This is a genomic window from Mesorhizobium sp. USDA 4132, from assembly GCF_056279545.1.
Genome location: NZ_JBWCCP010000001.1, coordinates 153,727 through 177,066 on the forward strand (window position 1 = coordinate 153,727; position 23,340 = coordinate 177,066).

The following is a 23,340-nucleotide window of genomic DNA, read 5'->3' on the forward strand; positions in this document are numbered from 1 at the left end:
AGCCACGTCGCGGCATATCCTCTTCTCCCCAGCGGGGAGAAGGTGCCGGCAGGCGGATGAGGGGGCGACCCGGCACGCTGTCTCAAACAAGGAGACAAACACATGAATTCCACCCGCCCCATCCGCGTCCTCGTCGCCGGTCTCGGCAACATGGGCAGGAGCCACGCGCTCGCCTACCACGACAATCCGGGCTTCGAGATCGTCGGCCTCGTCAACCGTTCGAAGCGCGACCTGCCGGCCGGGCTCGAAGCCTATCCGATGTTTTCCGATTTCGAGCAGGCACTGCGCGAGACCAAGCCCGATCTCTGCTCGATCAACACCTATTCCGATACCCACGCCGACTATGCGGTCATGGCCTTCGAGGCCGGCTGCGACGTGTTCGTCGAAAAGCCGCTGGCGACCACTGTAGCCGATGCCGAACGCGTCGTGGCGGCGGCGAAAAAGCACGGCCGCAAACTCGTGGTCGGCTATATCCTCCGCCATCATCCCTCCTGGATGCGGCTGATCGCCGAAGCACGAAAGCTTGGCCCGCCCTACGTCTTCCGCATGAATCTCAACCAGCAGTCCTCGGGGTCCAAGTGGGACGTCCACAAGGCGCTGATGCAGACCACCCCGCCGATCGTCGATTGCGGCGTCCATTATGTCGATGTCTGGTGCCAGATCACCGATGCCAGGGCCGTCGAAGTGCGGGGTATGGGCCTGCGGATGACCGACGAGGTCGCGCCGGACATGTACAATTACGGCCATATGCAGGTTCTGTTCGAAGACGGTTCGGTCGGCTGGTACGAGGCCGGCTGGGGTCCGATGATGTCGGAAATGGCCTTCTTCGTGAAGGACGTGATGTCGCCGAAGGGTTCGGTGTCTATCCTCGTCGACGCCAAGGCGAAGTCCGACGATATCGACACCCACACCAAGACCTCGGTCATCCGCGTCCATTCGGCCGAGACCGGCGCCGACGGCCAGTTCGTCCGCCGCGACGAGGACCTCGCCATGACCGGCGAGCCGGATCACCAGAAACTCTGCGATCTCGAACAGGCCTATGTGCTGAAAGCGATCCGCGAAGATATCGATCTCACCCGGCACATGGATGACGCCGTCCAGTCGCTGCGCATCTGCCTTGCGGCGGACGAAAGCGTGCGCACCGGCGCACCCGTCCGCCTCTAGAAGTACGGTTTGTAAGGAAAACGCCCTTGGGTTCGCTTCAACTGAAATCCATCCGCAAGGCCTTCGGTCCTCACGAGGTGCTGAAGGGCATCGATCTCGAGGTCCAGGACGGCGAGTTCGTGATCTTCGTCGGTCCCTCCGGCTGCGGCAAGTCCACGCTGCTCAGGGTCATCGCCGGCCTTGAAGATGCGACCAGCGGCAGCGTCAGGATCGATGGCGCGGAAGTCATCAATACACCGCCTGCCAAGCGCGGCATCGCCATGGTCTTCCAGTCCTACGCGCTTTACCCGCATCTGACGGTCAAGGACAATATGGGCCTCGGCCTCAAGCAGGCCGGCACCGAAAAGGCAGAGATCGACACCCGCGTCGCCAAGGCGTCCGGCATGCTGTCGCTCGACCCCTATCTCGCTCGCCGCCCGGCGGAACTCTCTGGCGGCCAGCGCCAGCGCGTCGCGATTGGCCGCGCCATCGTCCGCGAACCGAAACTGTTCCTGTTCGACGAGCCGCTCTCGAACCTCGACGCAGCTTTGCGCGTCCAGACCCGACTGGAAATCGCCGGCCTGCACCGGCGGCTGAAGGCGACGATGATCTACGTCACCCACGACCAGGTCGAAGCGATGACGCTGGCCGACAAGATCGTCGTGCTGAATGCCGGTGCAATCGAACAGGTCGGCTCGCCGATGGAGCTCTATAACAAGCCGGCCAATGTCTTCGTTGCCGGCTTTATCGGCTCACCGCAGATGAATTTCATCCCCGCCGAAAAGCTCAGCCAAACCGGCGCCAAGACGATCGGCGTTCGCCCTGAACACATTGCCCTTTCCCGCGAAAGCGGCGACTGGAAGGGCAAGGTCATCCATGTCGAACATCTCGGTGCCGACACGATCGTCTACCTGGAAACGGAAGCGACCGGCCTTCTGACTGTCCGCTTGTTCGGCGAACACGCCTATGCGCCCGATGACGTGGTGTTCGCGACACCCGACAGGGCAAGCCTGCACCGCTTCGACGCCAACGACCGCGCGATCGTCTGAAGGGCTTCATTCATTCGCAATTCCGAACGGAAAACCGCGCCGCACTTTTCCTGGAATTGCCTTAATCGCCGCTCGCGAGCAGCTTGGCGCCGCCGGCCGCCTGGACGGCGCGGCTGCCGAACCGGATGCCTGCCTTGAGGCAGGCTTCTTCCGATGCCTCGTTCAGCCAGGCATCGATAAAGCCGGCATTAAAGGCGTCGCCGGCGCCGGTCGTGTCGACCACAGGCACGGTCTCCGCCGGCGCATGCAGCATCCGGCCGTTCGACATCGCCCAAGCGCCCTTGGCACCGCCCTTCAGGAGGACCAGCGGAAAGGCCGGCGACAGCTTGGCGAGCGCGGCTTCAGGATCGGCCGAACCGGTAATTGCTTCAGCCTCTTCCAGATTGGGCAGGAAGAGATCGACACCCTCGCAGGCTTGCAGCAGGCCGCGGTCATAGATCAGCGTCGCATCCCAACTCGGATCGAGCGAAACGGTGAGGCCCTTTTCCTTGGCGCGGGAAACGAGGTCCGGAATCTCGTGCAGCGTCGCATATTCGGCGATGTGCAGGTGGCGGGCTTCGTCCCAGTCGAGCGCCGCGTCGAGCGTGGCGGGCAGGGCAGGGCCGGCGCGGCGGGTGAGAAAGGCGCGGTCCAGGCCGACCACGGCCGCAACCGTCACCTGCGGGCCGGCATCGTCCGCGTGTTCGATAAAACGCAGGTCGACCCCGCTGTCGCGGATTTGCTCCTCGACGCCGGTCGACAGCGAATCCGTGCCGAGCCGAGCGGCAAGCGCCACCTTGCGGCCGGCATGGGCAAGATGGGCGGCCGCGATGAAGGCGCCGCCGCCGGCGGCGATCTCCATGCCGCTGGCATAAATCTCACGCCCGAGTACCGGCAGGTGGCCGAGGCCCGTGAAAATCAGGTCGCAATAGATCCGCCCGATGCTGAGCACCGCGGATCTTTTCTCTGCATGCGTCATCATGAACGGCCCAGAAATCTCTCTGTGCTGGCATCGAAGAGGTAGAGGTCGCCGGGAGCGGCTTCGCAGGTGAGCGTGCTTCCGACAGTCGGCACGAATTTTTCGCGCACGGTGGCGATGATTGGGGGTGTCGGCCACGTCCAGATGCACCAGCGTTTCCGGTCCCAACGGCTCGACGGCCGAGACCGTTCCGGTCACCGTGAAGCCGCTGCCGCCGGTAACTGTCGCGTGGGCAATCAGGTCATGTGGGCGCACGCCGATCAGGATATCGCCGACAGGCGCCATTGCCGCGCCCGAAGCGGTGCGACGGCCACGCACGAGGTTCATCGACGGGCTGCCGATGAAGCGGGCGGTGAATACGTCGACCGGACTGTCATAAAGTTCCGACGGCGTGCCGACCTGCAGGATGACGCCGTCCTTCATCACCACGATCCGGTCGGCCATCGTCATGGCCTCGATCTGGTCGTGGGTGACGTAGACGGTCGTGGTCTTCAGTTTTTGATGCAACCGCTTGATTTCGATGCGCATCTGCGCGCGAAGCTGGGCGTCGAGGTTGGAAAGCGGCTCGTCGAACAGGAAGGCGGAGGGATCGCGCACCATGGCGCGGCCGATCGCGACGCGCTGGCGCTGCCCGCCGGAAAGCGCGGCCGGGCGGCGGTCAAGCAGGGCGCCGAGGCCGAGAATCTTGCCGGCCTCCTCGATCCGCTTGTCCTTCTCGGCCTTGCTGAGCTTCGACGTGTAAAGGCCGAAACCGATGTTCTGGCGCACGGTCATATGCGGATAGATCGCATAGTTCTGGAACACCATCGCGATGTTGCGCTGCTTCGGCTCGCGCTCGTTGACCACTTCCGAGCCGATCTTCAGCGTGCCGCCGGAGATTTCCTCAAGGCCTGCGATCATCCGGAGCGTCGTCGACTTGCCGCAGCCGGAAGGGCCGACGAAAACGACGAATTCGCCGTCGGCAATCTGGAGGTCGATGCCCTTGACGGCCTCGACCTTGCCGTAGCGCTTCACCAGTTTTTCAAGTTCGATCGTCGCCATCAGCGGGCTCCCGTCAGGGCGGTGAATTTCTGGTTCAGTTCTGCGGCGGCCTTCGCCTCATGGTCCGCCGCCTTCTTGGCTTCGGCTTCGAAGGCGGCAAGCTTGTCGCGATAGGCAGATATCGCGGCGTTCATAGGCTCTGGCGCGGGACCGCCGAAACGAGCGCGCACGGCGACGAAATGTTCGGGCGAGACGATCTCCTTGAATTTTTGGAGATCGACGGAAGGCTTGCGACCGGCCGAATGTTCGAAAGCCTTGAGGAAGGGTTCGTAACCGTCATTGGGCAGATCGCCCTTGGACGCGACGACGCTCTTTGCCGTCGCTGCGGCAATCTCATGCGCCTCGCGGAACGAAAGCCCTTCGATGCGCACCAACGAGTCGGCAAGCTCGGTAATGGTGATGCAGGACCGGCGGATATTCTGGTCGACGCGCTCCGGATCGATGCTGATCTGGCTGATGAGGGCGGCGAGCAGGTCGAGCACGCGGGAGGCGGAAGCGAAGGCCTCGTAGCCCATGCTTTGAGTCTCGCCTTCGCTGTCGTTCATGTCGGTGAAGGGCGTGTTGTGCATCACGTCGAGAACGGTGCGGGCGCGGCCCATCGTCTGGCTGGCGAGATGGCGCAGGTGCTCGATCGGCACCGGATTGCGCTTCTGCGGCATGATCGAGGAGATCTGCACCAGCGCGTTCGGCACGTAGATCTGCCCCACTTCGAAGCTCGTCCAGAACTGAAAGTCCTGGATCAGGCGGCCGAGATGCAGGAACATCAGCTCGATCGCCGAATAGGTCGAGGTCGTGTAGTCGACCGAGGCGATGCAGCTGTAGGAATTGCGAAGCGGTGCCGAGAAGCCGAGGAGGTGGGCCACGCGGGCGCGGTCGATCGGAAAACCGGACGTCGTGATCGCCGCCGCCCCCATGGGTGAAAGATCAACGATCTTGCGGGCTTCGGCAAACCGCTCGATATCGCGGATCAGAATTTCGATCGCGGCCGACAAGTAGTGGCCGAACGTCGTCGGCTGGGCCGGCTGGCCATGCGTATAGGCGACGATCAGGGTCGTCTTGTTGCGCTCGGCGGCATCGACCATCGCGGCCAGCAGCAGCCTAGCCTTGCCCATCAGCGCATCGATTTTGTCCTTCAGGCCGAGCTTGAAGAGCGTGTGGTCGATGTCGTTGCGTGACCGGGCGGTGTGCAGCCGCCCGGCGATATCGACGCCGATGCGGGCCTTCAGCTCCTTTTCGATCAGGAAGAAGAAGTCCTCGACCTCGCCGGTATAGACGAGCGTCGACGGATCGATTTCCGTGTCGATCGCCTCCAATGCGCCGGCAATCTTGGACGCGATTTCCTTGTCGAGGATTCCGGTCTCGACCAGCATCACGAGATGCGCCCGGTCGATTCGGCGGAAACCGTCCACATGGTGGCTCTTGGCGCCGTCGAAAAGCGGCCGGAGCACGGTTTCCTTGTAGACTGGATCGGGGAACTTGCTGGTGTCGGAAAGGCGCGGGTTGATGTCCGCCATGGTGTTATCCTTGCATTATCCCTTTAGGCCCGCCAGCATCACACCGCGGACGATGTAGCGCTGCAGGACGAGGAAGACGAGAAGGGTGGGAAGGGTGGCGATCGCAGCCCCCGTCATGATCATTTCCCACTGGATGGACTGCTCGACCGCGAAGCTCGAAAGCCCGACCGGCAGCGTATAGAGTTCCTTGCTGGTGGTGACGATCAGCGGCCAGAAGAACGCCGTCCAGTTGCCGAGGAAGGTGAAGATCGCAAGCGCCGAAAGCGCCGGCGTCACCAAGGGCAGGGCCACTTTCCACCAGATCTGGAATTCGTTGAGCCCGTCGACGCGCGCCGCCTCGATGAAGTCGTTCGGCACGGTCTCGAAGAACTGCTTCATCAGGAAGGTGCCGAAGGCGGTCATCATGCCGGGGAACATGATGCCCCAATAGCTGTCCAGCCAGCCAAGCTGGCTCGACATCAGGTACCACGGGATGACCAGCATCTCGGTCGGGATCATGAGGGTCGAAAGGATCGCGAGGAAGATGAAATAACGGCCGCGGAACTCGAACTTCGCCAGCGTATAGCCGACAAGGCTGTCGAAGAAGCAGTTCGACAGGGTGACGATGACGGCGATCAGCGTCGAATTGAAGAACCAGCGCATGAACCGCCCGTCGGCGAGCACCGAGATATAGTTCGCAAGCGTCGGCGCGGCCGGGATGAGGCGCAGGTCGTAGATCTGGTCGGGGGTCTTCAGTGAGGTCGAAAACATAAAGGCGATCGGCGACACCATGATCAGGCCGCCGATGAACAGGATGGTCCAGGTGACGATCAGGCCGGGACGGACCTTGCCGTGGCTGAGGCGCGTGGCTTCGCTCATTTCTTTTCCCTCAGTATCCAGAGCTGCAGCAGCGATACGATCAAGAGGATGGTGAACAGCACCACCGTCTGCGCCGCGGCATAACCCATCGCATAGGAGTTGAAGGCGGTCTGGTAGATCATCAGAACCAGCGGCTTGGTCGATCCGAGCGGTCCGCCGGGATCGTTGGTGGTCATGTTGTAGACCTGGTCGAAGATGCGCAGGAAGCCGATCGAGGAGAACACCACAAGGAACACGGTGGTGGGTTTCAGGAGCGGCAGCGTGATTTTGCGCAGGATCGCCCATTCGCCGAGACCGTCGATGCGCGCGGCTTCGTAGAACGTGCCCGGAATGGCACGCAGACCGGCCATGAAGATGATGATCTGGAAGCCGAGGCCGGCCCAGATAGCTGTTACCATGATCGAAAACAGCGCCTGGTCGGTGGAGCGGATGAACGGCTGTTGTGGAATGCCGAGCATGCTGAACACGTCGTTGATGACGCCGATCGGCGGCGGCTGGTAGAACCAGCGCCAGACCCAGGCCATGGCCGCAGCCGTCGTCAGGAACGGCAGGAAATACAGCGCCCGGATGAAACTGTGCATGAAGCGGACGCGATCGAGAAAGAAGGCGATCGTAAACGCGGTGACGAGGCTGATCGGCGTGCCGATGATCAGGTAGGTGAACGTGTTCTTGAATACCTTCCAGAACTGCGGGTCCTTGAAGAGCTTGATATAGTTGGCGAACCCGATGAATTTCGCCGGCCGCAGCAGGTCCCAGTTGGTAAACGACAGGTAGAAGGCCTGGAACGTCGGATAAAAGCGGATGATTGCGTAGAAGAGGATCGGCAGGGCAAGGAAACTCCAGACCCAGACGAGGCGCCGCGTCCGCATGGAAAAGCGGTCGCCAAAGGATGTCCCTGGAGATCCGCCGGGGCGGCCGGACGCCGCCCCCTGCTGTTCAATCGCTGCCATGACGGGCTCCGTAGCTTACGGCTTGGCCGCGTCGATGATTTCCTGCTCGGCCGCGGCCGCCTGTTTGATCGAGTCCTCGACCGACTGACCCTGCAGCAGCACGCGGTTTGCCATGTCGATGGCGTTCTGGCGCTGGCCCTGCTCATCCATGAACAGCGTGGTGTGAGCGTATTCCAGACCCTTGAGGAATGGTGCGTAGATCGGGTCCTTCAGGTTGGCTTCGGTCAGCGCCGCTGAGCGGAGCGCGGGTAGTTCGCCGACGGTCTTCAGCCAGATGTCCATGGCGGCCGGAGAGGTGATGTAGGCCAGGAACTTCTTCGACGCTTCGAGCTCTTCGCCCTTCGCCTTGGCGCTGATGCCGTTGGCGAAATAGCTGGCATAGTTGGAGCGCACGCCTTGAGCATTGGCCGGCAGTTCGGTCACGCCCCATTCGAAGTCCTTGATGCTCTTGAAGGCGCCGAGGCGGAAGGTGCCGTCGATGGTCATGCCGGCCTTGCCGCCGCGGAACGCCGCCTGGCCTTCGTCCATGAAGCCAGCCGCGCCGATCTTCTTTTCAAGCTGCAGGCTGGTGTAGAACTTCAACGCCTTGATGCCGGCTTCGCTGTTATAGGCGACCTTCTGGTCGTTGTCGGTATAGGGCACGCCGCCGAACTGGCGGATCAGCACTTCACGCCACCACTGGTGGTCCTGGCCGGCCATGTCGAGTGTCGAACCTTCGACGATGAGGTTGCCGGAAGCGTCGCGCTTGGCGATCTTCTGCGCGGCGGCGACATATTCGTCGAGCGTCTTCGGCGGGTTGTTCGGGTCGAGGCCGGCCTCGGTGAAGAGCTTCTTGTTGTAGAACAGGGCGAGCGAGCGCACGGCGGTCGGCAGGCCGTAATAATCGTCGCCGCGCTTCATCGCCTTGACGATCGGGAAGAACTCGCTTTCGATCTTGGCTTGCGGGAACGCATCCTTCGGAAGCGGAGCGAGGAGGCCGCCGGCGACGAACTTGTCGAGCCAGCCATAGAACAGCTGCATGATGTCGGGACCATTGCCGGCCATGTTGGCGGCGATCACACGCGTCTGGTAGTCGGCATAGGGGAAGGTGACCTGCTTGACCGTGATGCCCGGATTGGCCTTCTGGAACTCGGTGATGAGCTGGTCCATCGCCTTCACACGCGTGTCGAAGACATACTGCCAGTATTCGATTTCGACCGCCTGTGCGGCATTAAATGCGAATGTGCTGAAACCGGCGACGAGACCGGCGAACAAAGTTGCCTTGCGCATGTGAGCCTCCATTTGCCCCGCCGGGTGCTCCGGTCTTGGGGTCTGATTGTTCCCTGCATTCGGATGCGACCTGCAGCCCGACGCGTTTATTGGTTTTCGGGAGGCGAGCCTCCCTTTGACGTGCTGCGGCGCTATGCCCCAGCCCTACCCTTACGGTTTCCTGAGTGGGGTCGTTTGTCAATAAGATAATTTACTTGAATTATTCTATTGCGGCGTACCGCTTCCCGGCGTTATGAATTCTGCCAACCGAAGGTGGGCGAAATGACCATACACACGATCGGCACACACCCGGTGGCCATCGGCAAGAACCCTGAACGCAGCCGTGAGCACAACCGTCGCGTCGTGCTGGATGTGGTGCGCCGCCACGGTTCGCTCGGTCGCGCCCATATTGCAAAGCTGACGCAACTGACGCCCCAGGCCGTTGCCAATATCGTCGACGAACTGGCGGGAGAGGGGCTGCTGATGGAAATGGGCCGGCTGAAATCCGGCCGCGGCCAGCCGCCTATCCAGTTCGCTGTCAATCCCGAGGGCGGCGCCACCATCGGCGTCGAAATAGCCGCCGACCATATGGTGACGGTGGCGCTCGACCTGTCTGGCGGACTTCGGGCAAAGCGCATCACGCCGCTCAAGGATACCACTCCCGGGCATATCCTTTCCGCATTTGCCGCGGAGCTTGCCGCCGTCACCGAACTGGTCGGTGCAAAGCTGCTCGGCACCGGCGTCGTCATGCCCGGTCCTTTCGAGATCGACGGCATGACCTCGGTCGGCCCGACGACGCTGCCAGGTTGGGCGGGGCTCGACGCCGCCCAGGCGCTCAGTGAAGCCTGCGGCCATACGGTGATCGTCGAAAACGACGCGACGGCGGCGGCCGTCGGCGAGCGGCTGTTCGGCGCAGGCCTGGCGATCTCCAATTTCTGCATGATCTATTTCGGCGTCGGTATCGGCCTCGGCATCATCCAGGACGGCGCGCCCTATCGCGGCGCCTTCGGCAATGCCGGCGAGATCGGCCATGTCACCGTCGTGCCGAAGGGCAGGCCCTGCCCCTCCTGCGGCCAACTCGGCTGCCTGGAAGGTTATGTTTCCGCCTATGTGCTGAAGGAAAAGCTGAGTTGCGTCGGTATTTCCGACACCGAGTTTTCCGATCTCGAGACGCTGCACGCGGATCGCCACCCGGTCGTCGAGGAATGGATCGACGAGGCGGCGACCTATCTCGGCCCGATGGTCGCCATGCTCGAAAACATCCTCGACCCACAGACCGTCATCCTCGGTGGAGCGCTGCCGGATGCGATCATCGAGGACATCGTCGCTCGCATGGGCAATCTGCCGACCTCGGTCGCGAGCCGCAGGCAGCGCGATCTGCCCCGCGTGCTGCGCGGCCAGACGGGACAATTGACGGCAGCGCTCGGTGCTGCCGCCCTTCCGCTTTTCGACATGGTGACGCCCAAGCTGGAGACCTCGCTTGCCGCGCTTGCCGATATTCCCGCATGACATATTGAGGAGAATTTTCATGCTGACCGCCCGCGAACGCATCGAACGGCAGATGGCCGATCCCTCGCTCGTCCGGCTTCATCGCAAGCTTTCGCGGCTGAAGTCGACGGTCACGATGATGAATACCGGCGCCCACCCCGACGACGAGCAGAATGGCATGCTCGCCTGGTTCCGCCTCGGCCTCGGCATGCGCGTCATCGTCGCCTGCTCGACACGCGGCGAAGGCGGCCAGAACGCGCTCGGCCCCGAACGTCTCGGCCCGCTCGGGGTGATCCGTTCCCGCGAACTGGAAGAGGCGGCCCACGCGATCGACGGCGACGTCTCCTGGCTCGGCCACGGCCCGACCGATCCGGTCCATGATTTCGGCTTCTCCAAGGATGGCGACGCCACCTTCACCCGCTGGGGCGAAGCCCGCACGGTCGAGCGCCTGGTGCGCGCCTACCGCATGGAACGCCCGGATATCGTCATCCCGACCTTCCTTGATGTCCCCGGCCAGCACGGCCATCACCGCGCCATGACCCGCGCCGCCGAGACGGCGATTACGCTCGCAGCCGACCCCAATGCCTATCCGGAACATTTCGCCGAGGGCCTGAAGCCCTGGAAGGTCGCCAAATATTACCTGCCGGCCTGGTCAGGCGGCGGCGATACCTATGACGACGAAGTGCCGCCGCCGGATACAACGGTCACGGTTCTGGCCAAGGGCCGCGATCCGGCCACCGGCGCGGACTATGACCGGATCGGCGAATGGTCACGGTATTACCATGCCTCCCAGGGCATGGGTCACTGGCCGAAACGTCCGGAAAAGGACTGGCAGCTGCACCTGAAGCTCTCCGCTACGCGCTCGAAATCCGAGCAGTCGGTGCTCGAGGACCTGCCGGCATCGCTGACCGTCCTTGCCGGTTTCGCCGGCCTGCCCGCCAACGTGGCGGAAGCCCTGCGCTGCGCGGACGCCGCCATTGCCGTGGCTTCCGCGGCCTTCCCGGATCGCGATGCGATCATCAGGGCGCTGACCGAGGCCACCGGCTGGCTGGACATCGTAGCCTCCTCCGCACCGGAAGAGTTTGCGACCCTGCAGGGCCACCGCATCGCCCGCAAGCAGACGGAAATCGATGCTGCCATCCTCGATGCGGCCGCGATCTTCGAACGCGCCTATGCAGATCCCTCCGTCATTTCTCCAGGAGGTGCGGCGGCGCTCACCGTCGAGCTTGGCGAAGGCGCTTCGAACCACAAGGTCGATGTCGTCCCGGTTCTGCCGGCGGGCGTATCGTCCTCCGTCCAGTCGCTCGCCAACGACCGCGTATTCGCGCTGACGGCAGCATTGGACGCGCCGCTCTCCGGCCTCTACCTGCCCGCCTGGTCGGCGCTCGGCGGCAACGGCCACGCGCATGTAAAAATCTCGGCGGAGATCGGCGGCCGTACGGTCTCCGGCACTTTCGATCTCGAAGAGCCGTTTGCGGTAACGCCCGCCCAGTCGCTGACCCTGCTGCCGGATGCGCTGCTCGTGCCCCTCGGCACGAAGCAGACGGAATGGCCGATCAAGGCCAATGTCTCCGGCGTCAACGCACCCGTCTCCTTCAAGACGCCCGCCGGCTGGGTGATGAAGAAGACCGATGGTGGCTGGATCGCCTCCCCGACCGATGCGGCCAAACCCGGCCTCGTCGAGCTCGAACCGCAGGTCGACGGCCACCCGGCCTTCCAGGTCACGCCGATCGCTTACCGGCATATCGGCCGCACCAGTTTTCGCGCGCCCGCCACGCTGAAAATCCTGTCGGTTGACCTCAAGCTGCCCGAGGGCGCGCGGATCGGTTATGTCGGCGGCGGCGCCGATCGTGTCGGCATGTGGCTTGCCCGCATGGGCCTCGATGTCACCGAACTCGACGCCCAGGCGCTATCCGGTGATCTGTCGCGCTTCACCACGATCGTCGTCGGCATCTTCGCCTTCGGCATCCGCAAGGATCTTGCCGCCGCCACCGAGCGCCTGCATCGCTTCGTGGAGGAGGGCGGCCACCTCGTGACCCTGTATCACCGTCCGACCGATGGCTGGGATCCGGACGAGACCCCGGTCCGCCGCATCGAGATCGGCTCGCCGTCGCTGCGCTGGCGCGTGACCGATCCGAAGGCCGAAGTCACCGTGCTGGCGCCAGACCATATGCTGCTTAAAGGGCCGAACGTCATCGGCCCCGAAGACTGGCAGGGATGGGACAAGGAGCGCGGCCTCTATTTCGTCTCCCGCTGGGATGACGCCTATGAGCCGCTTCTGGCCATGCACGATGCCAACGAACAGCCGCTCAAGGGCGCGCTGATCTCCGCTGCCATCGGCCGCGGCCGACACACCCATACCAGCCTCGTGCTGCATCACCAGCTCGACAAGCTCGTGCCCGGCGCCTTCCGGCTGATGGCGAACCTCGTGCAGCCGGCGTGAGCACGGAGGCAGTCCCCGAATCGGAAGGCGAGGAGACCGACCGGGAGCGGGCCTCAAACGCCCGCACCGGCATCGGCTGGCTGCTTCTCGACATGACGCTGGTCTCCGGCGGCATGACGGCGCTGGTGAAGGCGCAGGGAGCGACCTATCCGGCCTTCCAGCTCGTCTTCATCCGGGCGATGATCGGGCTCCTGTTCATCCTGCCGCTGATCTGGCGGCATCGCGCCGAGATGCGTAGGGTCAAACATCCGTGGCGGAATATCTTTCGCATCTCCTGCAATGCGGTGGCGCTGACCAGCAATTTCCTCGCCATCACCATGCTGCCGCTCGCCATGGTCAATGCGGTCGGCTTCTCCCGGCCGCTGATCACCATGGCCATGGCGGTTGCGATGCTCGGCGAAACGGTGAGCCGCATCCGCTGGCTCGGCGCCGGCCTTGCCTTCATCGGCGTGCTGATCGTCATGGCGCCCGGCACGTCGAGCTTCGATATCGAGGTGATCGTTGTGCTGGTTTCGGTCGTCTTCGGGTCGCTGGCGATCATCCAGACCCGGGCGCTGAAGGACGAGAACACCACCGTGATGATGGTCTTCTACACGGTCGGGCTCGCCGTCATCACCGCCGTGCCCGCCGTCTTCACCTGGAAACCGGTCATGCCCTTCGACTGGATTCCGCTGCTCGGCATCGGTTTCCTCGCCCAGCTCGGCCAGTATTGTTTCCTGCGCGCCTACCGGATCGCCGATGCCAGCGTGCTCGCGCCCGTCGGCTACCTCTCGATCGTCTTCGTCACCGTCACCGGCTACGTCTTCTTCGGCGAGGTGCCCGAGGTGAGGGTGGTGATCGGCGTGATCGTCATCCTGGCCGCACTGCAAGGCGCAGCCTCGCTCGACCGACGTCGCGGCCGCGCCCTCAGCAGGAAGGCCTGAGCAAAGCCCCCCTTTCAGCGAAGCCTCCCTTGAGCCAAGGGATGTGATGCGATGTGAAGGTCCCGGGACTATGATTGCCAAACTTTATCCTTTCCCGCACGTTATCGCAGTGACAGGAGGCGATCGCAGTGACAGGAGGCGCTGATGGTCGCTCTAATGTTCGTTCTGGCAATCGTTGCGGTTCTCGCCGGCATATTCGCATCCGGCAGATGGCCGCCGCACGCCGACGGCAATACCTGGACGAGCTTGCCGTCGACAGCCTGGCCTGCACGAGCCTGGCCGAATTGGAGCGAAAGGCCGAGCGTCAGAGGGAAGTCCGCGATCGCAAACAGACCCGTAGACTGCGGGTCAATCGCCCGCACCCGACTTTGATGGTGAGATAGCGCGAATGGCGAGCGGGAGCACGAGACGGGGTTGTTTGTAGCCGAAGGACGAGTTCACTACGCACATAGCGGGGGGTAAACAGACGTCGCGCTGGATTCTTGTTCGCGCTAGTTGCTAACCAATGAGGTTTTCGTCAGCGTATTTAATGACGCGGGGTTTCGTATCATCTGAATTCCTTATCCCATTGACGATTCGCTGAAATATTACAGGCTCCCAATCATCCTTGGTGAGATAGTAATTAAGATCGACAAACTTACCGATGCGATCGGCTCGCATGGTTTCCGCGAGACGATAGAGAACGTAGCTAGGATGTCGTATGAACGCGTGGTCACCAACATCCAATTCGCACGCTGGATCGTGATATTTCCCAGGCCTAATCGAAGTAATGTTGATAAGCAGACATTGAGAGTCCGCGCACGGATTGTTCATCACCGCAAAGAGATGATGGACCTCGTTGATAGGCCCTAGAAACGATGCTGTCTTATAGGGAACATAGCTCATGCGGCTCTGAACGCAGCTATCATCCGCCGTTCGGTTTGGAGGTCTTCAGCTAGATCAACCGGGTCATTCTTTTCGAGCACTTGGAATATCCGTGCCAATTCGATTGGGATTGAGGAGCCCGCCGGGTCTTTCCATTCGGGACAAAATTCATGTGTCCAATCAGCTAAAGCAAATCGATCAATGTCTTTGAACTTGCCCCAGGTTTCTTCAAGCAACTTGATGTCGCCCCGGCTAAGCTCATCCAGATCGCCAATTTCGATCTGTTGTGACAGCATGAGATTTTCGTGTCGCCGAGGAGAGATGAACTCAAGCCAATCTTCTTGGCGCGTCGGCGCTGCGCCGTTCATATAGCTGTAGGTGTAAGAGTTTACCGGACCGAACTTCATAGACACATATGTGTCGTTCGTTATCGGAAAATCTCTACGCTCCAGGCTGAGACGGTCGGCAAGATAAATCAGCTTTGTAGCTTTGAGGATGTTGATTTCCCCACCAGACTTCAATGCAAAAAAAGCGGTGACTTGCGCCGCTTTTCGCGTAAGAAACCAGTCCGGAATGTTCGGTACGTAAGTCATGTTCTGCTTGTCCAGGCGTAATGAGCCATGACAGCCAAATTCTCCAACGTGGTCACACTTGACCTTGATACAATTCTATATGTGATTTGCGAATCAACTGTAAAGACGCCCAAAGGTTCATATTGCGATATGGCAAGTCTGGTTAGGTGACGCTTGCTCCCACCGTACCGTACTAGCATGCATGGCAGGCGAAAGGTTGGGGATATGTCTTGAGCGCGGCGTTGTTTCCTGATGCCTCCCAGACCCATCATCGTTGATTTGTGGCAACCCTCTGGCCACATCAAACATTTGATTTCACAGTGGAAGTTTGGTGGAGCTAAGCGGGGAGTAACCTGCCATTCAAATTTTCCGTTGAAAATCAATATTGTTGCGATATACCAACGCCATAGTGGTACGTCAATGGGGTACGTACTGGGGTACGCAACGAGCAGTTTATGGCGAGATCAGCAGCGAACGACCGGCAATATCTGGAGCAGCACCGAGGCAAGTGGAGGGTTTCCGTTGCAGTCCCCAGGGCGCTCCAGGCTCGGCTTGGTGCTTCGAGATTGAAGCATCCTCTAAATACTGACAGTCTCACGATTGCAAACCAGCTCAAGTGGCCAATCGTAAACGAGATGCGCGCGCGAATCGCCGAGGCAGCAGCCGCAGAAGGCATTGGTGATTTGCGGTCCATCGCCGTTGAGTTCCATCGGCAGCGCCAGCGAGCAGTAACCGATAGAGAGCTAGATGCTATCGACGCTGGCATAGGTGTCACAATCGATGCGGTTCTCGGGAAGCCCATCGGCATCGACGTGGACCCAATCACCGGCGAAGAGGAGCCGTTGTTCGAGCCGGGGAAGGTCAAGCAGGCTCAGCGGTTCGCCAAAATGGTCGCCGGGAAGGCCACGCCGTTCGACGAGCTTCACGGGCAGTATATGGCTCAGCTCCAGGTGAAGCCGCGCACGAAGGCCGACGATGAGCGAGCGATCAAGCTCTTGAAGCGATGGTGCGATGAGAAGGATGTCGAGCCGTTCCTCCAATCATTCCCAAGCAAGAAGGCGGCAGTTCGTTTCGTGGATGACCTCCAAGGCATGGAGCCCAAACTCTCTCCGGTCACGCTCAACAAATACATCAATCGGCTCTCGCGTTTTTGGCAATGGCTGGAGAAGCGAGAAGAGGTTCCGATGGACGTATGGCGCGGCCTGTCCTTGGCTCCCCCACCTGTCGCTCATGATGAGAAAGAGAGGCCATTCACAGACGAGGAAATGGTGAAGCTGTTAGACGGCGATACCACCCAAGCCATGCACGACCTGATGCGGATTGCAGCTCTTACGGGGTGCCGCCTGGACCCCATCGTTTGCCTTCGGGTTAAGGACTGCCTGAAGGAAGGAGTCTTCGTCTTCAAGCCACAGAAGAAGGAGAAGGCGGAAAGGCTGTGCCCAATCCATCCCGATCTGCATGAAATTGTGGAACGCCGAGTCAGGGACAAGAAGCCCGACGATCCATTTTTCCCTGAATGGCCAGGGCCGCAAAAAGCAGAGACAAAGCGGGAGAGGTCCTTCAAAACTTCTAATCAATTCACGGCTTATGCCCGCTCTATTGGTGTCCGGGAGGAGCTAGATGGGCGACGGCGTTCTCTGATCAATTTTCACTCGTTCCGCCGGTGGTTCATTACCAAGGCCGAGCGGGCAGGGCAGCCCGAGAGTATAATCGCTGCGGTAGTTGGACATAAGCGCCACGGGATGACACTTGGCCTTTATTCCGCAGGTCCGGCCATCGAGCAGGCTAGAGCATGTGTGGAGGCGGTAAAGCTGCCGTCATCGGAGACAGCAACTGAGTGACAACTTTCCTTTTGATGTCTTCGCTCTGCATGTCCGCAGAAACATGAAGGAGGTCGCGAGTTCGCCGTTCGTCGCGCAATGGGTTTTCTGCAAAGGAATCGGCGCGCAGTGGGCTGGACAGAGAGGAAGCCCGCAGGCGGATCAAGACGATGCCCGGTGACGAAAAGAGACGGCCCTACCTGTTCTGGTGACGAAACTAACGGCAAAGTTAGGTGGCCTATCCCATTACTCACAACACAGCCCGCTTGAGCTATATCCCGTAATTATCGCAGACTGCCTTTAACATCCCTGAGTACTCGGCTTCCTTGCTCTTCAACTTTTGGATTGACAACAAAAGCAGTTCCTTCATGACGCCGTCGACCTGATGATATCGCGCTACCAGATTATTTAGATGATCAATGGCTTCGATCTTTCTTTTGATCAGTCCTGCTCTGCTGTTGTCATGCAGTTCCAGCGTCCTTACCGATATTTCAGCAGGCTCATCCCCAGGTTGCCATCCTACAACTGGACCGAGATGAATAACCCGATTTTCGACATCGCCGTCATAGGGGTCGAGAAAGGGCTTCTGTGCATCAAAGTAAGTGAGCTTTCTGCGATTACATTCTGTGCAGGCAATCGTCAGATTTGTCCAATCGAAGTGTAAATCAATATTAACACTGGATGGAGTTTTATGTTCGACATCACCAGGAGTATTGTGTCCGATCTTGCTTTCACAATACGCGCACTTGCTTTTTGTTTCTTCTACCAAAGTGGATTTGATGTCGGAGTGACGGTAGCGATACTTTTTCGTTGCGCTCGTTTTGTCGGATTTGTACTGCTCAGTCCATTGGATCCAGTTGTCGTTCAAGACTTCCGGAATCGGAAGCTTGTCAAGGTTTCGCATCGGCTACTCTGTTCCCGTATTCAGCGATTGCATTTGCGATGCCAAGGCGTTCTAGCTGGGTCATGATCGCCCTAGCTTTTTCCTCAGGAGGAAGGTTGGCCGTATCGTCGATCACCTTACCGACTGCCTCTTCGACCCACACAGGTAGGTTGGAGCCGACGTCAAGAATTTCTCGGAGCACTTCGTTCGGGGTTCCCGAGAGGTCCCGAAGATCCAGCAATATGGATTCGACCCTCGCTCTATCGTTCCTAACCAGGGCATAGACGTTGGCGTCTGGAAAGCTGGAGACGATAAACGGACTGTGGGTGGAGATGATGAACTTCGCCTGTGGAAATGCCTTTGCTAAGCTCGGTAAAAGCGTTCTCTGCATGCTTGGGTGAAGATGGGTTTCTGGTTCGTCAATTGTCACGATGAAATCAAGCTGGTCTTGCGCGAACATATGTATCTGCCAAGCGATGCTAAAGATCGCATTTATACCACCAGACATCGCATCGAGGGTGAAATCACCCGAATCAGTCACCAGAACGACTTCCGGCATGCGTATCTCGATGTACTTGAATCCTAGCGATTGCGGCAACACGTTGCGCAATACTTCCTGAAACTTCTGATAATGATGCATGATGGGCAGATTCGGCGTCACAGACGAGTTGCCTTCACCAAATACGGCAAAAGAGATTAGGGATTGCTTTTGGATTTTTCCGGGATTGTCAGAGCGATGGCCGCCGTAGAACTGAATTAGTAGTTGCTGAAATTGTTGGTATTCCTGTGTCGCCGTCCTCGGGTCTGTTGGGATATGCGGCACACTTGTGTAGGAAGCGACAGGTCGATGAGATGGAATGTGGAGACCAACCACGGTCTGCATACCCTGAAACTGAATCTCGTACTGGGCAGCTACTTCGGTGTTGGTGGTTAGAGAGCAGACAGTATCGTTTGAATAGCCAATCTCGCCAATCCTGACCTGATTGTTAACGGTTTCATCGACATCGGCACTATCTTCTTGCCTATAAAGGTCGGACCAAATTCGCCGCGCGCTTCGTTTGCTAGACAGCGGGGTCGAGATGAAGTTCAAACTCCAGCCAAAGTGCCGTATCAGCAGATTTAATAGTGTGGTTTTACCGCAGCCATTTGGCCAGTTAAAACTGTTATCTGCTTAGTCAGGTCTAAATTGACGGTATCAAATTGCCTCCAACCGTGAATTTGTAATGATTTGAAGTTGATCATAGCCAGTACCCAGTGAGAACCGTGTTATTTCATTTTTTCGATCAAGTAGGAAATAAAAACTCTACGATAAGACCCAATTGATTATTCACGCTCAGTAGAAAACAAGTAGACACCCCGACGGATAGGCGTCTCCGGATACTATCGGCTCAGCTTGGCTCAGCCATCATCCGATATACCGTTGAGCGGGCTACATTGAACCTCTTCGCCACGGCCATCGGTCTATCTCCAGAGGCCAGCGCGCCCCTTATCGCATCCCCATCGACCGTCACAGGACGCCCCTTGTAGCGCCCTTCTTCTTTCGCCTTGGCGATGCCTTCAAGCTGGCGCTCTTTCCGGAGGTCCGTCTCGAACTCGGCAATCGCGCCCAGCATGTTGAACATCAGGCGTCCGGTGGGTGTCGTTGTGTCGATGTTCTGCTCGGTGGCGATGAGGTCCACACCCTTTGCCTGTAGCTCCTGGGCGATGGCGTGTAGATCGGGCACGGAGCGCGCTAGGCGGTCGAGGCGCGTCACCATCAGGGCGTCCCCCTTGCGGGCGAAGCGGATGGCCTCTGCGAGCTTTAGGCGGCCATCACGGCTAGTGCCGCTTGCCTTCTCGATGAAGACTTCCTCCGCACCGTGACGGCTTAGGATGTCCACCTGTGCGGTTTCGTTTTGGCCGGTGGAGGAGACGCGAGCATAGCCGATTTTCATGAGACACCTTTTGTCCGATAAGGTCTAAGATGAAATCGGAATAGTGTCTCATAAGTCGGATGTCAACCATATAGGACGCGAATTCGGATGGCGAGCGCTGTCCGCTATGGCTATACCTTATCGGACAGCGGAGGCATCCCCAAGCATTAGGCGCTCAGCCAGTTGCTTCCCTGCCTTCGTGAGATGCAGCACTGGCGACTTTGCCCCCAGTGGACCTACCCGTTGCGTCACCAAGCCCAACCCAGGTTTTCCATTGCGGTCACTGCTAGATAGCGCATGAACGTTTCGGGACACCGACGACTGGCTGAGACCAAGCATGTCGGGAAGGTCACGCTGCAAGAGCCCTGGCTTAATGGCTATCGCGAGGAAGACCGAGGCAGTCTGCATTGGCATCTCTGAGCGAAGCTCTCGGAAAACCTCCAGGCGCTCGAACAATTCGCGAAGTCCACGGATGCGCTTTGGCACCCTTCGGTGTTCCGTTATCATTTCCATTGGTTACCTCTTGTGCGTGAGCGGAAAGATGCCAAGCGGCAATGGAACGTCAAGACTTGATCATTGGCGGGAAGGGCTGTAGCCGCGCCTACGCGCTCGCCCGAGCTATTCTGTGCGCCCCCAGGGGCACGGGGGGACGCGCCCGAGCCTTCCTATCGATTGCCGCCTCGGATTTTTTCGACATTTAGGGGCGCTAGCAGCATGTGTTATTTGGGTCGGATAGGTCTTTGAAAATCACGCAATCGACCCCCACACCCCCCGCGCAAACCGTATCGCATGCTTCTACAAAATTGCTCATGCTTCGCTCCAGCGCACGAAGCTCCTCCAGCCGTTCGCGCAAGTCCTGTAGGTGGGCCCGGGCAATGTCACGAACTTCGGTGCAGTCCTTGTCGCTACTCACTGACAAGCCGGCCAAAACGCGTACCTGTTCGATGCTGAACCCAAAATCACGGCACCGCTTCATGAACGTGATGCGCGCGATGTCGGATTGATCATAGACCCGTTGCCCGCTCGCGGTGCGGTGCGCCGATGGTAAAAGTCCGATTTCTTCGTAGTACCGGATGGTGGGTGTCGAAACGCCGCTCGCGCTGGCTAAGGCTCCGATGGTCAGTCCTCTGGGATGTGTGTTCATCGCGAAATCTCCTATTGCCCTTCAAGTTACTTGAAGGAGTAGGGTGGCGCTAGAGTGATACAAAGGAGCCTACCATGAATGTGATAAGCCCATCCGCTTCGGCCTGCTGTTCGGCCTGCAGCCCTGCCACCAACGACGCGAATGAAACGGCCCTTGCTATTGCTTGCACCTTGGGCGCAGGGGATTTTAAGGGACGGGTCGCAAGCATTCAGGCACTTGCGCGTCGTTCGCTGCTGTCCAGTCGGCGCGAGCCGCTGCGCCTTTACCTAACGTACACGGGGGACGCTCTGGCAGAGGTACAAGACCTTGTCGCCAAGGAAGCCGAATGCTGCGCATTTCTGGAGTTTGCGCTTAGCCATGACGCGTCGAAGGTCGAACTGGTCATAACCGCTCCCGCGTCCACCGCGGATGCCGCTGATGAATTGTTCGCGCACTTTGCGCCTGAGCTGGCGGAGGCTTGGGCATGAGCTGGAAACGGAAGATCGGGGCGACTGCTGCCACTGGTGGCGTTGTCGTGGCTGCCTGCGTGGCCTGTTGCCTTCCCGTCATCACCCCCATGGTCGTCGCAGCACTGGCGGCGGGCGGTGCTGGACTAACACTGGTGGGACAAGGGGGGCTCGCTGTTCTACTGATCGCAGGGAGCGGGCTTTTCGTTGGATATCGGTGGCGGAAACGGCAGGCAGCTAAGGCCTGTGCTTGTGCACCGGATGCGGGATGTAAAACCGCAAGCAGTGACACTTCCCCTAGCCATGCGGGTTGATGCCGTGCCACGGTGGGGCGAATGTGAACGCCCTATCGATTGAGGAAAAATGCAGGTATATCTTACAGCAGCCCTGATTTACGTCGGGGCTGCTATCGCTGAAATCGTGGGATGCTTCGCCTTTTGGGCGTGGTTGCGCATGGGGAAATCCATCTGGTGGCTCGCGCCCGGATGCGCGGCACTCGTGGCTTTCGCGTACCTCCTGACACTAGCCCCTAGTGAGAATGCGGGCCGTGCTTACGCAGCGTACGGCGGCGTTTACATCATGGCTTCGCTGCTGTGGCTATGGTTGGCCGAAGGTCATCAACCGGACAAGTGGGATTTGACAGGCGGCGGGCTGGCACTCGTGGCAGCTGCGGTCATTCTTTTTGGGCCACGTTCGGTCGTTCCATAGCCCATGATCAGGGCTCCTGTGCTTGCTGCAAGCCGGCGCCACTGGTCACTTGGCGACCGGTATTGATTACGCTAACTTTGATGCGTCGGTCTTTGACGGCACGGCCCCTTCGCTAGAGGGTAAGAGGGAGGGTCACGGTGAGGCGCACTGTGACCCTCATTCAGTTCAGGCTGATGTTTAGGTGGGCTGGGTCCGCTTTTTGTAGCTGGTGTAGCCATCCAGGCCGATGCCACCGATCTTGAGGGCGGCTGCAAACGGGCTAGGCCCGGAAGCCCATGGCATGGAGTTGATGCGGTCTTTGGCTTTCGCCTTGAGACCGTCCATCTCGCGAGTGAGGTTCGCGGTGGTGAAGCCGGTGTTCTGCGATATGCGGTCCTTGGCCGTGGCCTCTTTACCGTAAACGTCTGCAAGCAGGGCATCGACCGAGAGACCGGAAACACCTGCTTCACCAGCAGCGGCCATGGTGGTCGCACGGGCGGCACGGGCTTCACGGGAGAGGTCTTGCTTCTGAGCAGCGGCGGCATCTTCTTCCTGGATTTGCCGCGTCTGAACGTCAGCATATTCCCGGACTAGATTTTCGTTCGCAGCCCTTTGGTTCTGGCGAACCAACGCGTTCTGCTGCTTCGCCTGCTGCTGGGCACCGACGAACTCCATGCCTGTCTGCAAAGCCCCCAACGCGGCGGCCATCATTGTAACAGGTTCGCACATGACGCTTTCCTTATGCTGGTGATTTCAGTGAAAGAGAGCTTACCGGGACCATAGCCGGTCAACGTCCGTACAAAGTGGAAGCCCCGCCAACGAAGCCAGCGGAGATGGTTGATGTTGCGGCAATCGACGGCGTTACTCAGGATGCGGTACTTCCGGTGGAAAACCTCCAGATAACGGACTGCCAACCTGTTGAGCGCGCGTCTGTGACTGTCGATCTCATCGCTTGCCATTAGCCAGACCTGAGCAACTGTGTGGTCTCGCGGATACGGCACGGTGCCGAACATGAAGACCGGAGCGCTGCATTCGTCTATCGCGGTGAGGCAAATGTCGGATAGGGCGAGACCATCTTTCAGGCTCTTTGCGGCGGAAGGGGAACCTGCTGCTAGAATACTGTCGAGGTCGGTCTTGCGCAGCCTTGGGGCTAGATAGGTGATATCCCCGGGAACCGATAGGCGGACGGTGAGCGTGTCCGCTTCTCCCGGGCCGGGTCGTTGATGGTGGTTCATGGAAGTCCTTGCGGGTGTCGCATACAGAAGCCGTTGCCGGTGAGGCCACGGCAGTGCTGTTGGGATGAAGATCAGAGGGCCTGCTCGGGACAGACCTAAGTAATGTTTGGGCGGGGCGGGAGAGGGGCCTCCCTCCTATGGTGGGTGGTGATCGATGCACC

Annotated in this window: 20 protein-coding genes and 1 pseudogene; 8 read left to right on the forward strand and 13 right to left on the reverse strand. The window is 59.8% G+C overall.

Translation table 11 applies throughout. The annotated features are described in order from the left end of the window. Window positions 1-102 precede the first annotated feature (102 nt). Window positions 103-1,164, forward strand: coding sequence for a Gfo/Idh/MocA family protein (locus tag ACZ9IU_RS00715; RefSeq protein WP_038547797.1), 1,062 nt, complete (start codon window positions 103-105; stop codon window positions 1,162-1,164). Between the two features lie 26 nt (window positions 1,165-1,190). After that, the gene (locus ACZ9IU_RS00720) at window positions 1,191-2,192 is read left to right on the forward strand and encodes an ABC transporter ATP-binding protein (protein WP_038547799.1); all 1,002 of its coding nucleotides are present in this window, start codon (window positions 1,191-1,193) and stop codon (window positions 2,190-2,192) included. 61 nt (window positions 2,193-2,253) lie between these two features. Here ACZ9IU_RS00720 and ACZ9IU_RS00725 read toward each other — a convergent pair whose 3' ends face one another. The 6 genes and pseudogenes from ACZ9IU_RS00725 to ACZ9IU_RS00750 all read right to left on the reverse strand — a co-directional run bounded on the left by ACZ9IU_RS00725 (window position 2,254) and on the right by ACZ9IU_RS00750 (window position 8,794). After that, window positions 2,254-3,153, reverse strand: a complete 900-nt coding sequence (locus ACZ9IU_RS00725) for a carbohydrate kinase family protein (RefSeq protein ID WP_038547802.1) — start codon at window positions 3,151-3,153, stop codon at window positions 2,254-2,256. Then, window positions 3,150-4,191: pseudogene (locus ACZ9IU_RS00730) on the reverse strand (ABC transporter ATP-binding protein). Before ACZ9IU_RS00730 ends, ACZ9IU_RS00725 begins: the two are co-directional and overlap by 4 nt. Then, complete coding sequence (argH, locus tag ACZ9IU_RS00735) at window positions 4,191-5,705, reverse strand: argininosuccinate lyase (protein WP_038547807.1); 1,515 nt, start codon at window positions 5,703-5,705, stop codon at window positions 4,191-4,193. The pseudogene ACZ9IU_RS00730 and the gene argH overlap by 1 nt, the downstream one beginning before the upstream one ends. 15 nt (window positions 5,706-5,720) lie before the next feature. Next, window positions 5,721-6,563 (reverse strand): carbohydrate ABC transporter permease, encoded by an 843-nt coding sequence (locus tag ACZ9IU_RS00740; RefSeq protein WP_038547810.1) that lies wholly within the window; start codon window positions 6,561-6,563, stop codon window positions 5,721-5,723. Beyond that, entirely contained in the window at window positions 6,560-7,513 is a 954-nt protein-coding gene (locus tag ACZ9IU_RS00745; protein WP_038547813.1) for a carbohydrate ABC transporter permease, read from the reverse strand. Before ACZ9IU_RS00745 ends, ACZ9IU_RS00740 begins: the two co-directional genes overlap by 4 nt. 15 nt (window positions 7,514-7,528) lie before the next feature. Continuing rightward, entirely contained in the window at window positions 7,529-8,794 is a 1,266-nt protein-coding gene (locus ACZ9IU_RS00750; protein WP_080719249.1) for a sugar ABC transporter substrate-binding protein, read from the reverse strand. 249 nt (window positions 8,795-9,043) lie between these two features. On the opposite strand from ACZ9IU_RS00750, the gene ACZ9IU_RS00755 reads away from it, so the two are divergent. The 3 genes from ACZ9IU_RS00755 to ACZ9IU_RS00765 all read left to right on the forward strand — a co-directional run bounded on the left by ACZ9IU_RS00755 (window position 9,044) and on the right by ACZ9IU_RS00765 (window position 13,615). Then, entirely contained in the window at window positions 9,044-10,270 is a 1,227-nt protein-coding gene (locus ACZ9IU_RS00755) for an ROK family protein (RefSeq protein WP_038547820.1), read from the forward strand. Window positions 10,271-10,289: 19 nt separating this feature from the next. Beyond that, window positions 10,290-12,692, forward strand: a complete 2,403-nt coding sequence (locus ACZ9IU_RS00760; RefSeq protein ID WP_038547823.1) for a PIG-L family deacetylase — start codon at window positions 10,290-10,292, stop codon at window positions 12,690-12,692. A 92-nt stretch (window positions 12,693-12,784) separates the two neighbouring features. Continuing rightward, complete coding sequence (locus tag ACZ9IU_RS00765; protein ID WP_080719303.1) at window positions 12,785-13,615, forward strand: DMT family transporter; 831 nt, start codon at window positions 12,785-12,787, stop codon at window positions 13,613-13,615. Window positions 13,616-14,496: 881 nt separating this feature from the next. On the opposite strand, the gene ACZ9IU_RS00770 is transcribed toward ACZ9IU_RS00765, so the two are convergent. Then, window positions 14,497-15,072: a Panacea domain-containing protein gene (locus tag ACZ9IU_RS00770; RefSeq protein ID WP_051899934.1), complete on the reverse strand. Its 576-nt coding sequence runs from the start codon at window positions 15,070-15,072 to the stop codon at window positions 14,497-14,499. Between the two features lie 434 nt (window positions 15,073-15,506). On the opposite strand from ACZ9IU_RS00770, the gene ACZ9IU_RS00775 reads away from it, so the two are divergent. Beyond that, a complete protein-coding gene (locus ACZ9IU_RS00775) occupies window positions 15,507-16,892 on the forward strand; it encodes a site-specific integrase (protein WP_038547830.1) in 1,386 nt (461 codons plus the stop codon). Between the two features lie 250 nt (window positions 16,893-17,142). On the opposite strand, the gene ACZ9IU_RS00780 is transcribed toward ACZ9IU_RS00775, so the two are convergent. From ACZ9IU_RS00780 to ACZ9IU_RS00795, 4 genes are all read right to left on the reverse strand, one after another. Beyond that, window positions 17,143-17,775, reverse strand: coding sequence for an HNH endonuclease (locus tag ACZ9IU_RS00780; protein ID WP_051899936.1), 633 nt, complete (start codon window positions 17,773-17,775; stop codon window positions 17,143-17,145). Then, the gene (locus ACZ9IU_RS00785) at window positions 17,762-18,844 is read right to left on the reverse strand and encodes an AAA family ATPase (protein WP_051899938.1); all 1,083 of its coding nucleotides are present in this window, start codon (window positions 18,842-18,844) and stop codon (window positions 17,762-17,764) included. Before ACZ9IU_RS00785 ends, ACZ9IU_RS00780 begins: the two co-directional genes overlap by 14 nt. Window positions 18,845-19,142: 298 nt before the next feature. Next, window positions 19,143-19,688 (reverse strand): recombinase family protein, encoded by a 546-nt coding sequence (locus ACZ9IU_RS00790; protein WP_038547833.1) that lies wholly within the window; start codon window positions 19,686-19,688, stop codon window positions 19,143-19,145. Window positions 19,689-20,373: 685 nt separating this feature from the next. Then, entirely contained in the window at window positions 20,374-20,811 is a 438-nt protein-coding gene (locus ACZ9IU_RS00795; protein WP_038547837.1) for a MerR family transcriptional regulator, read from the reverse strand. A gap of 74 nt (window positions 20,812-20,885) precedes the next feature. On the opposite strand from ACZ9IU_RS00795, the gene ACZ9IU_RS00800 reads away from it, so the two are divergent. Further along, window positions 20,886-21,278 carry a hypothetical protein gene (locus ACZ9IU_RS00800; protein ID WP_157885199.1) on the forward strand — a complete coding sequence of 131 codons (393 nt, stop codon included), beginning with the start codon at window positions 20,886-20,888 and terminating at the stop codon, window positions 21,276-21,278. A 342-nt stretch (window positions 21,279-21,620) separates the two neighbouring features. Next, window positions 21,621-21,965 (forward strand): YnfA family protein, encoded by a 345-nt coding sequence (locus ACZ9IU_RS00805; RefSeq protein ID WP_038547840.1) that lies wholly within the window; start codon window positions 21,621-21,623, stop codon window positions 21,963-21,965. A gap of 177 nt (window positions 21,966-22,142) precedes the next feature. On the opposite strand, the gene ACZ9IU_RS00810 is transcribed toward ACZ9IU_RS00805, so the two are convergent. Both ACZ9IU_RS00810 and ACZ9IU_RS00815 read right to left on the reverse strand, forming a co-directional pair. Then, window positions 22,143-22,673, reverse strand: coding sequence for a virion core protein, T7 gp14 family (locus tag ACZ9IU_RS00810; RefSeq protein WP_157885200.1), 531 nt, complete (start codon window positions 22,671-22,673; stop codon window positions 22,143-22,145). Further along, on the reverse strand, window positions 22,652-23,179 hold the full coding sequence (locus ACZ9IU_RS00815) for a hypothetical protein (protein ID WP_051899957.1): 528 nt from the start codon (window positions 23,177-23,179) through the stop codon (window positions 22,652-22,654). Before ACZ9IU_RS00815 ends, ACZ9IU_RS00810 begins: the two co-directional genes overlap by 22 nt. Window positions 23,180-23,340: the final 161 nt, after the last annotated feature.

Coding starts and splice junctions, on each gene's coding strand:
- ACZ9IU_RS00750 (WP_080719249.1), bottom strand. CDS start 8,794: ATGGAGGCTCACATGCGCAAGGCAACTTTGTTCGCCGGTCTCGTCGCC.
- ACZ9IU_RS00725 (WP_038547802.1), bottom strand. CDS start 3,153: ATGATGACGCATGCAGAGAAAAGATCCGCGGTGCTCAGCATCGGGCGG.
- ACZ9IU_RS00795 (WP_038547837.1), bottom strand. CDS start 20,811: ATGAACACACATCCCAGAGGACTGACCATCGGAGCCTTAGCCAGCGCG.
- ACZ9IU_RS00790 (WP_038547833.1), bottom strand. CDS start 19,688: ATGAAAATCGGCTATGCTCGCGTCTCCTCCACCGGCCAAAACGAAACC.
- ACZ9IU_RS00755 (WP_038547820.1), top strand. CDS start 9,044: ATGACCATACACACGATCGGCACACACCCGGTGGCCATCGGCAAGAAC.
- argH (WP_038547807.1), bottom strand. CDS start 5,705: ATGGCGGACATCAACCCGCGCCTTTCCGACACCAGCAAGTTCCCCGAT.
- ACZ9IU_RS00815 (WP_051899957.1), bottom strand. CDS start 23,179: ATGAACCACCATCAACGACCCGGCCCGGGAGAAGCGGACACGCTCACC.
- ACZ9IU_RS00745 (WP_038547813.1), bottom strand. CDS start 7,513: ATGGCAGCGATTGAACAGCAGGGGGCGGCGTCCGGCCGCCCCGGCGGA.
- ACZ9IU_RS00780 (WP_051899936.1), bottom strand. CDS start 17,775: ATGCGAAACCTTGACAAGCTTCCGATTCCGGAAGTCTTGAACGACAAC.
- ACZ9IU_RS00740 (WP_038547810.1), bottom strand. CDS start 6,563: ATGAGCGAAGCCACGCGCCTCAGCCACGGCAAGGTCCGTCCCGGCCTG.
- ACZ9IU_RS00770 (WP_051899934.1), bottom strand. CDS start 15,072: ATGACTTACGTACCGAACATTCCGGACTGGTTTCTTACGCGAAAAGCG.
- ACZ9IU_RS00765 (WP_080719303.1), top strand. CDS start 12,785: ATGACGCTGGTCTCCGGCGGCATGACGGCGCTGGTGAAGGCGCAGGGA.
- ACZ9IU_RS00760 (WP_038547823.1), top strand. CDS start 10,290: ATGCTGACCGCCCGCGAACGCATCGAACGGCAGATGGCCGATCCCTCG.
- ACZ9IU_RS00805 (WP_038547840.1), top strand. CDS start 21,621: ATGCAGGTATATCTTACAGCAGCCCTGATTTACGTCGGGGCTGCTATC.
- ACZ9IU_RS00775 (WP_038547830.1), top strand. CDS start 15,507: ATGGCGAGATCAGCAGCGAACGACCGGCAATATCTGGAGCAGCACCGA.
- ACZ9IU_RS00715 (WP_038547797.1), top strand. CDS start 103: ATGAATTCCACCCGCCCCATCCGCGTCCTCGTCGCCGGTCTCGGCAAC.
- ACZ9IU_RS00800 (WP_157885199.1), top strand. CDS start 20,886: ATGAATGTGATAAGCCCATCCGCTTCGGCCTGCTGTTCGGCCTGCAGC.
- ACZ9IU_RS00810 (WP_157885200.1), bottom strand. CDS start 22,673: ATGTGCGAACCTGTTACAATGATGGCCGCCGCGTTGGGGGCTTTGCAG.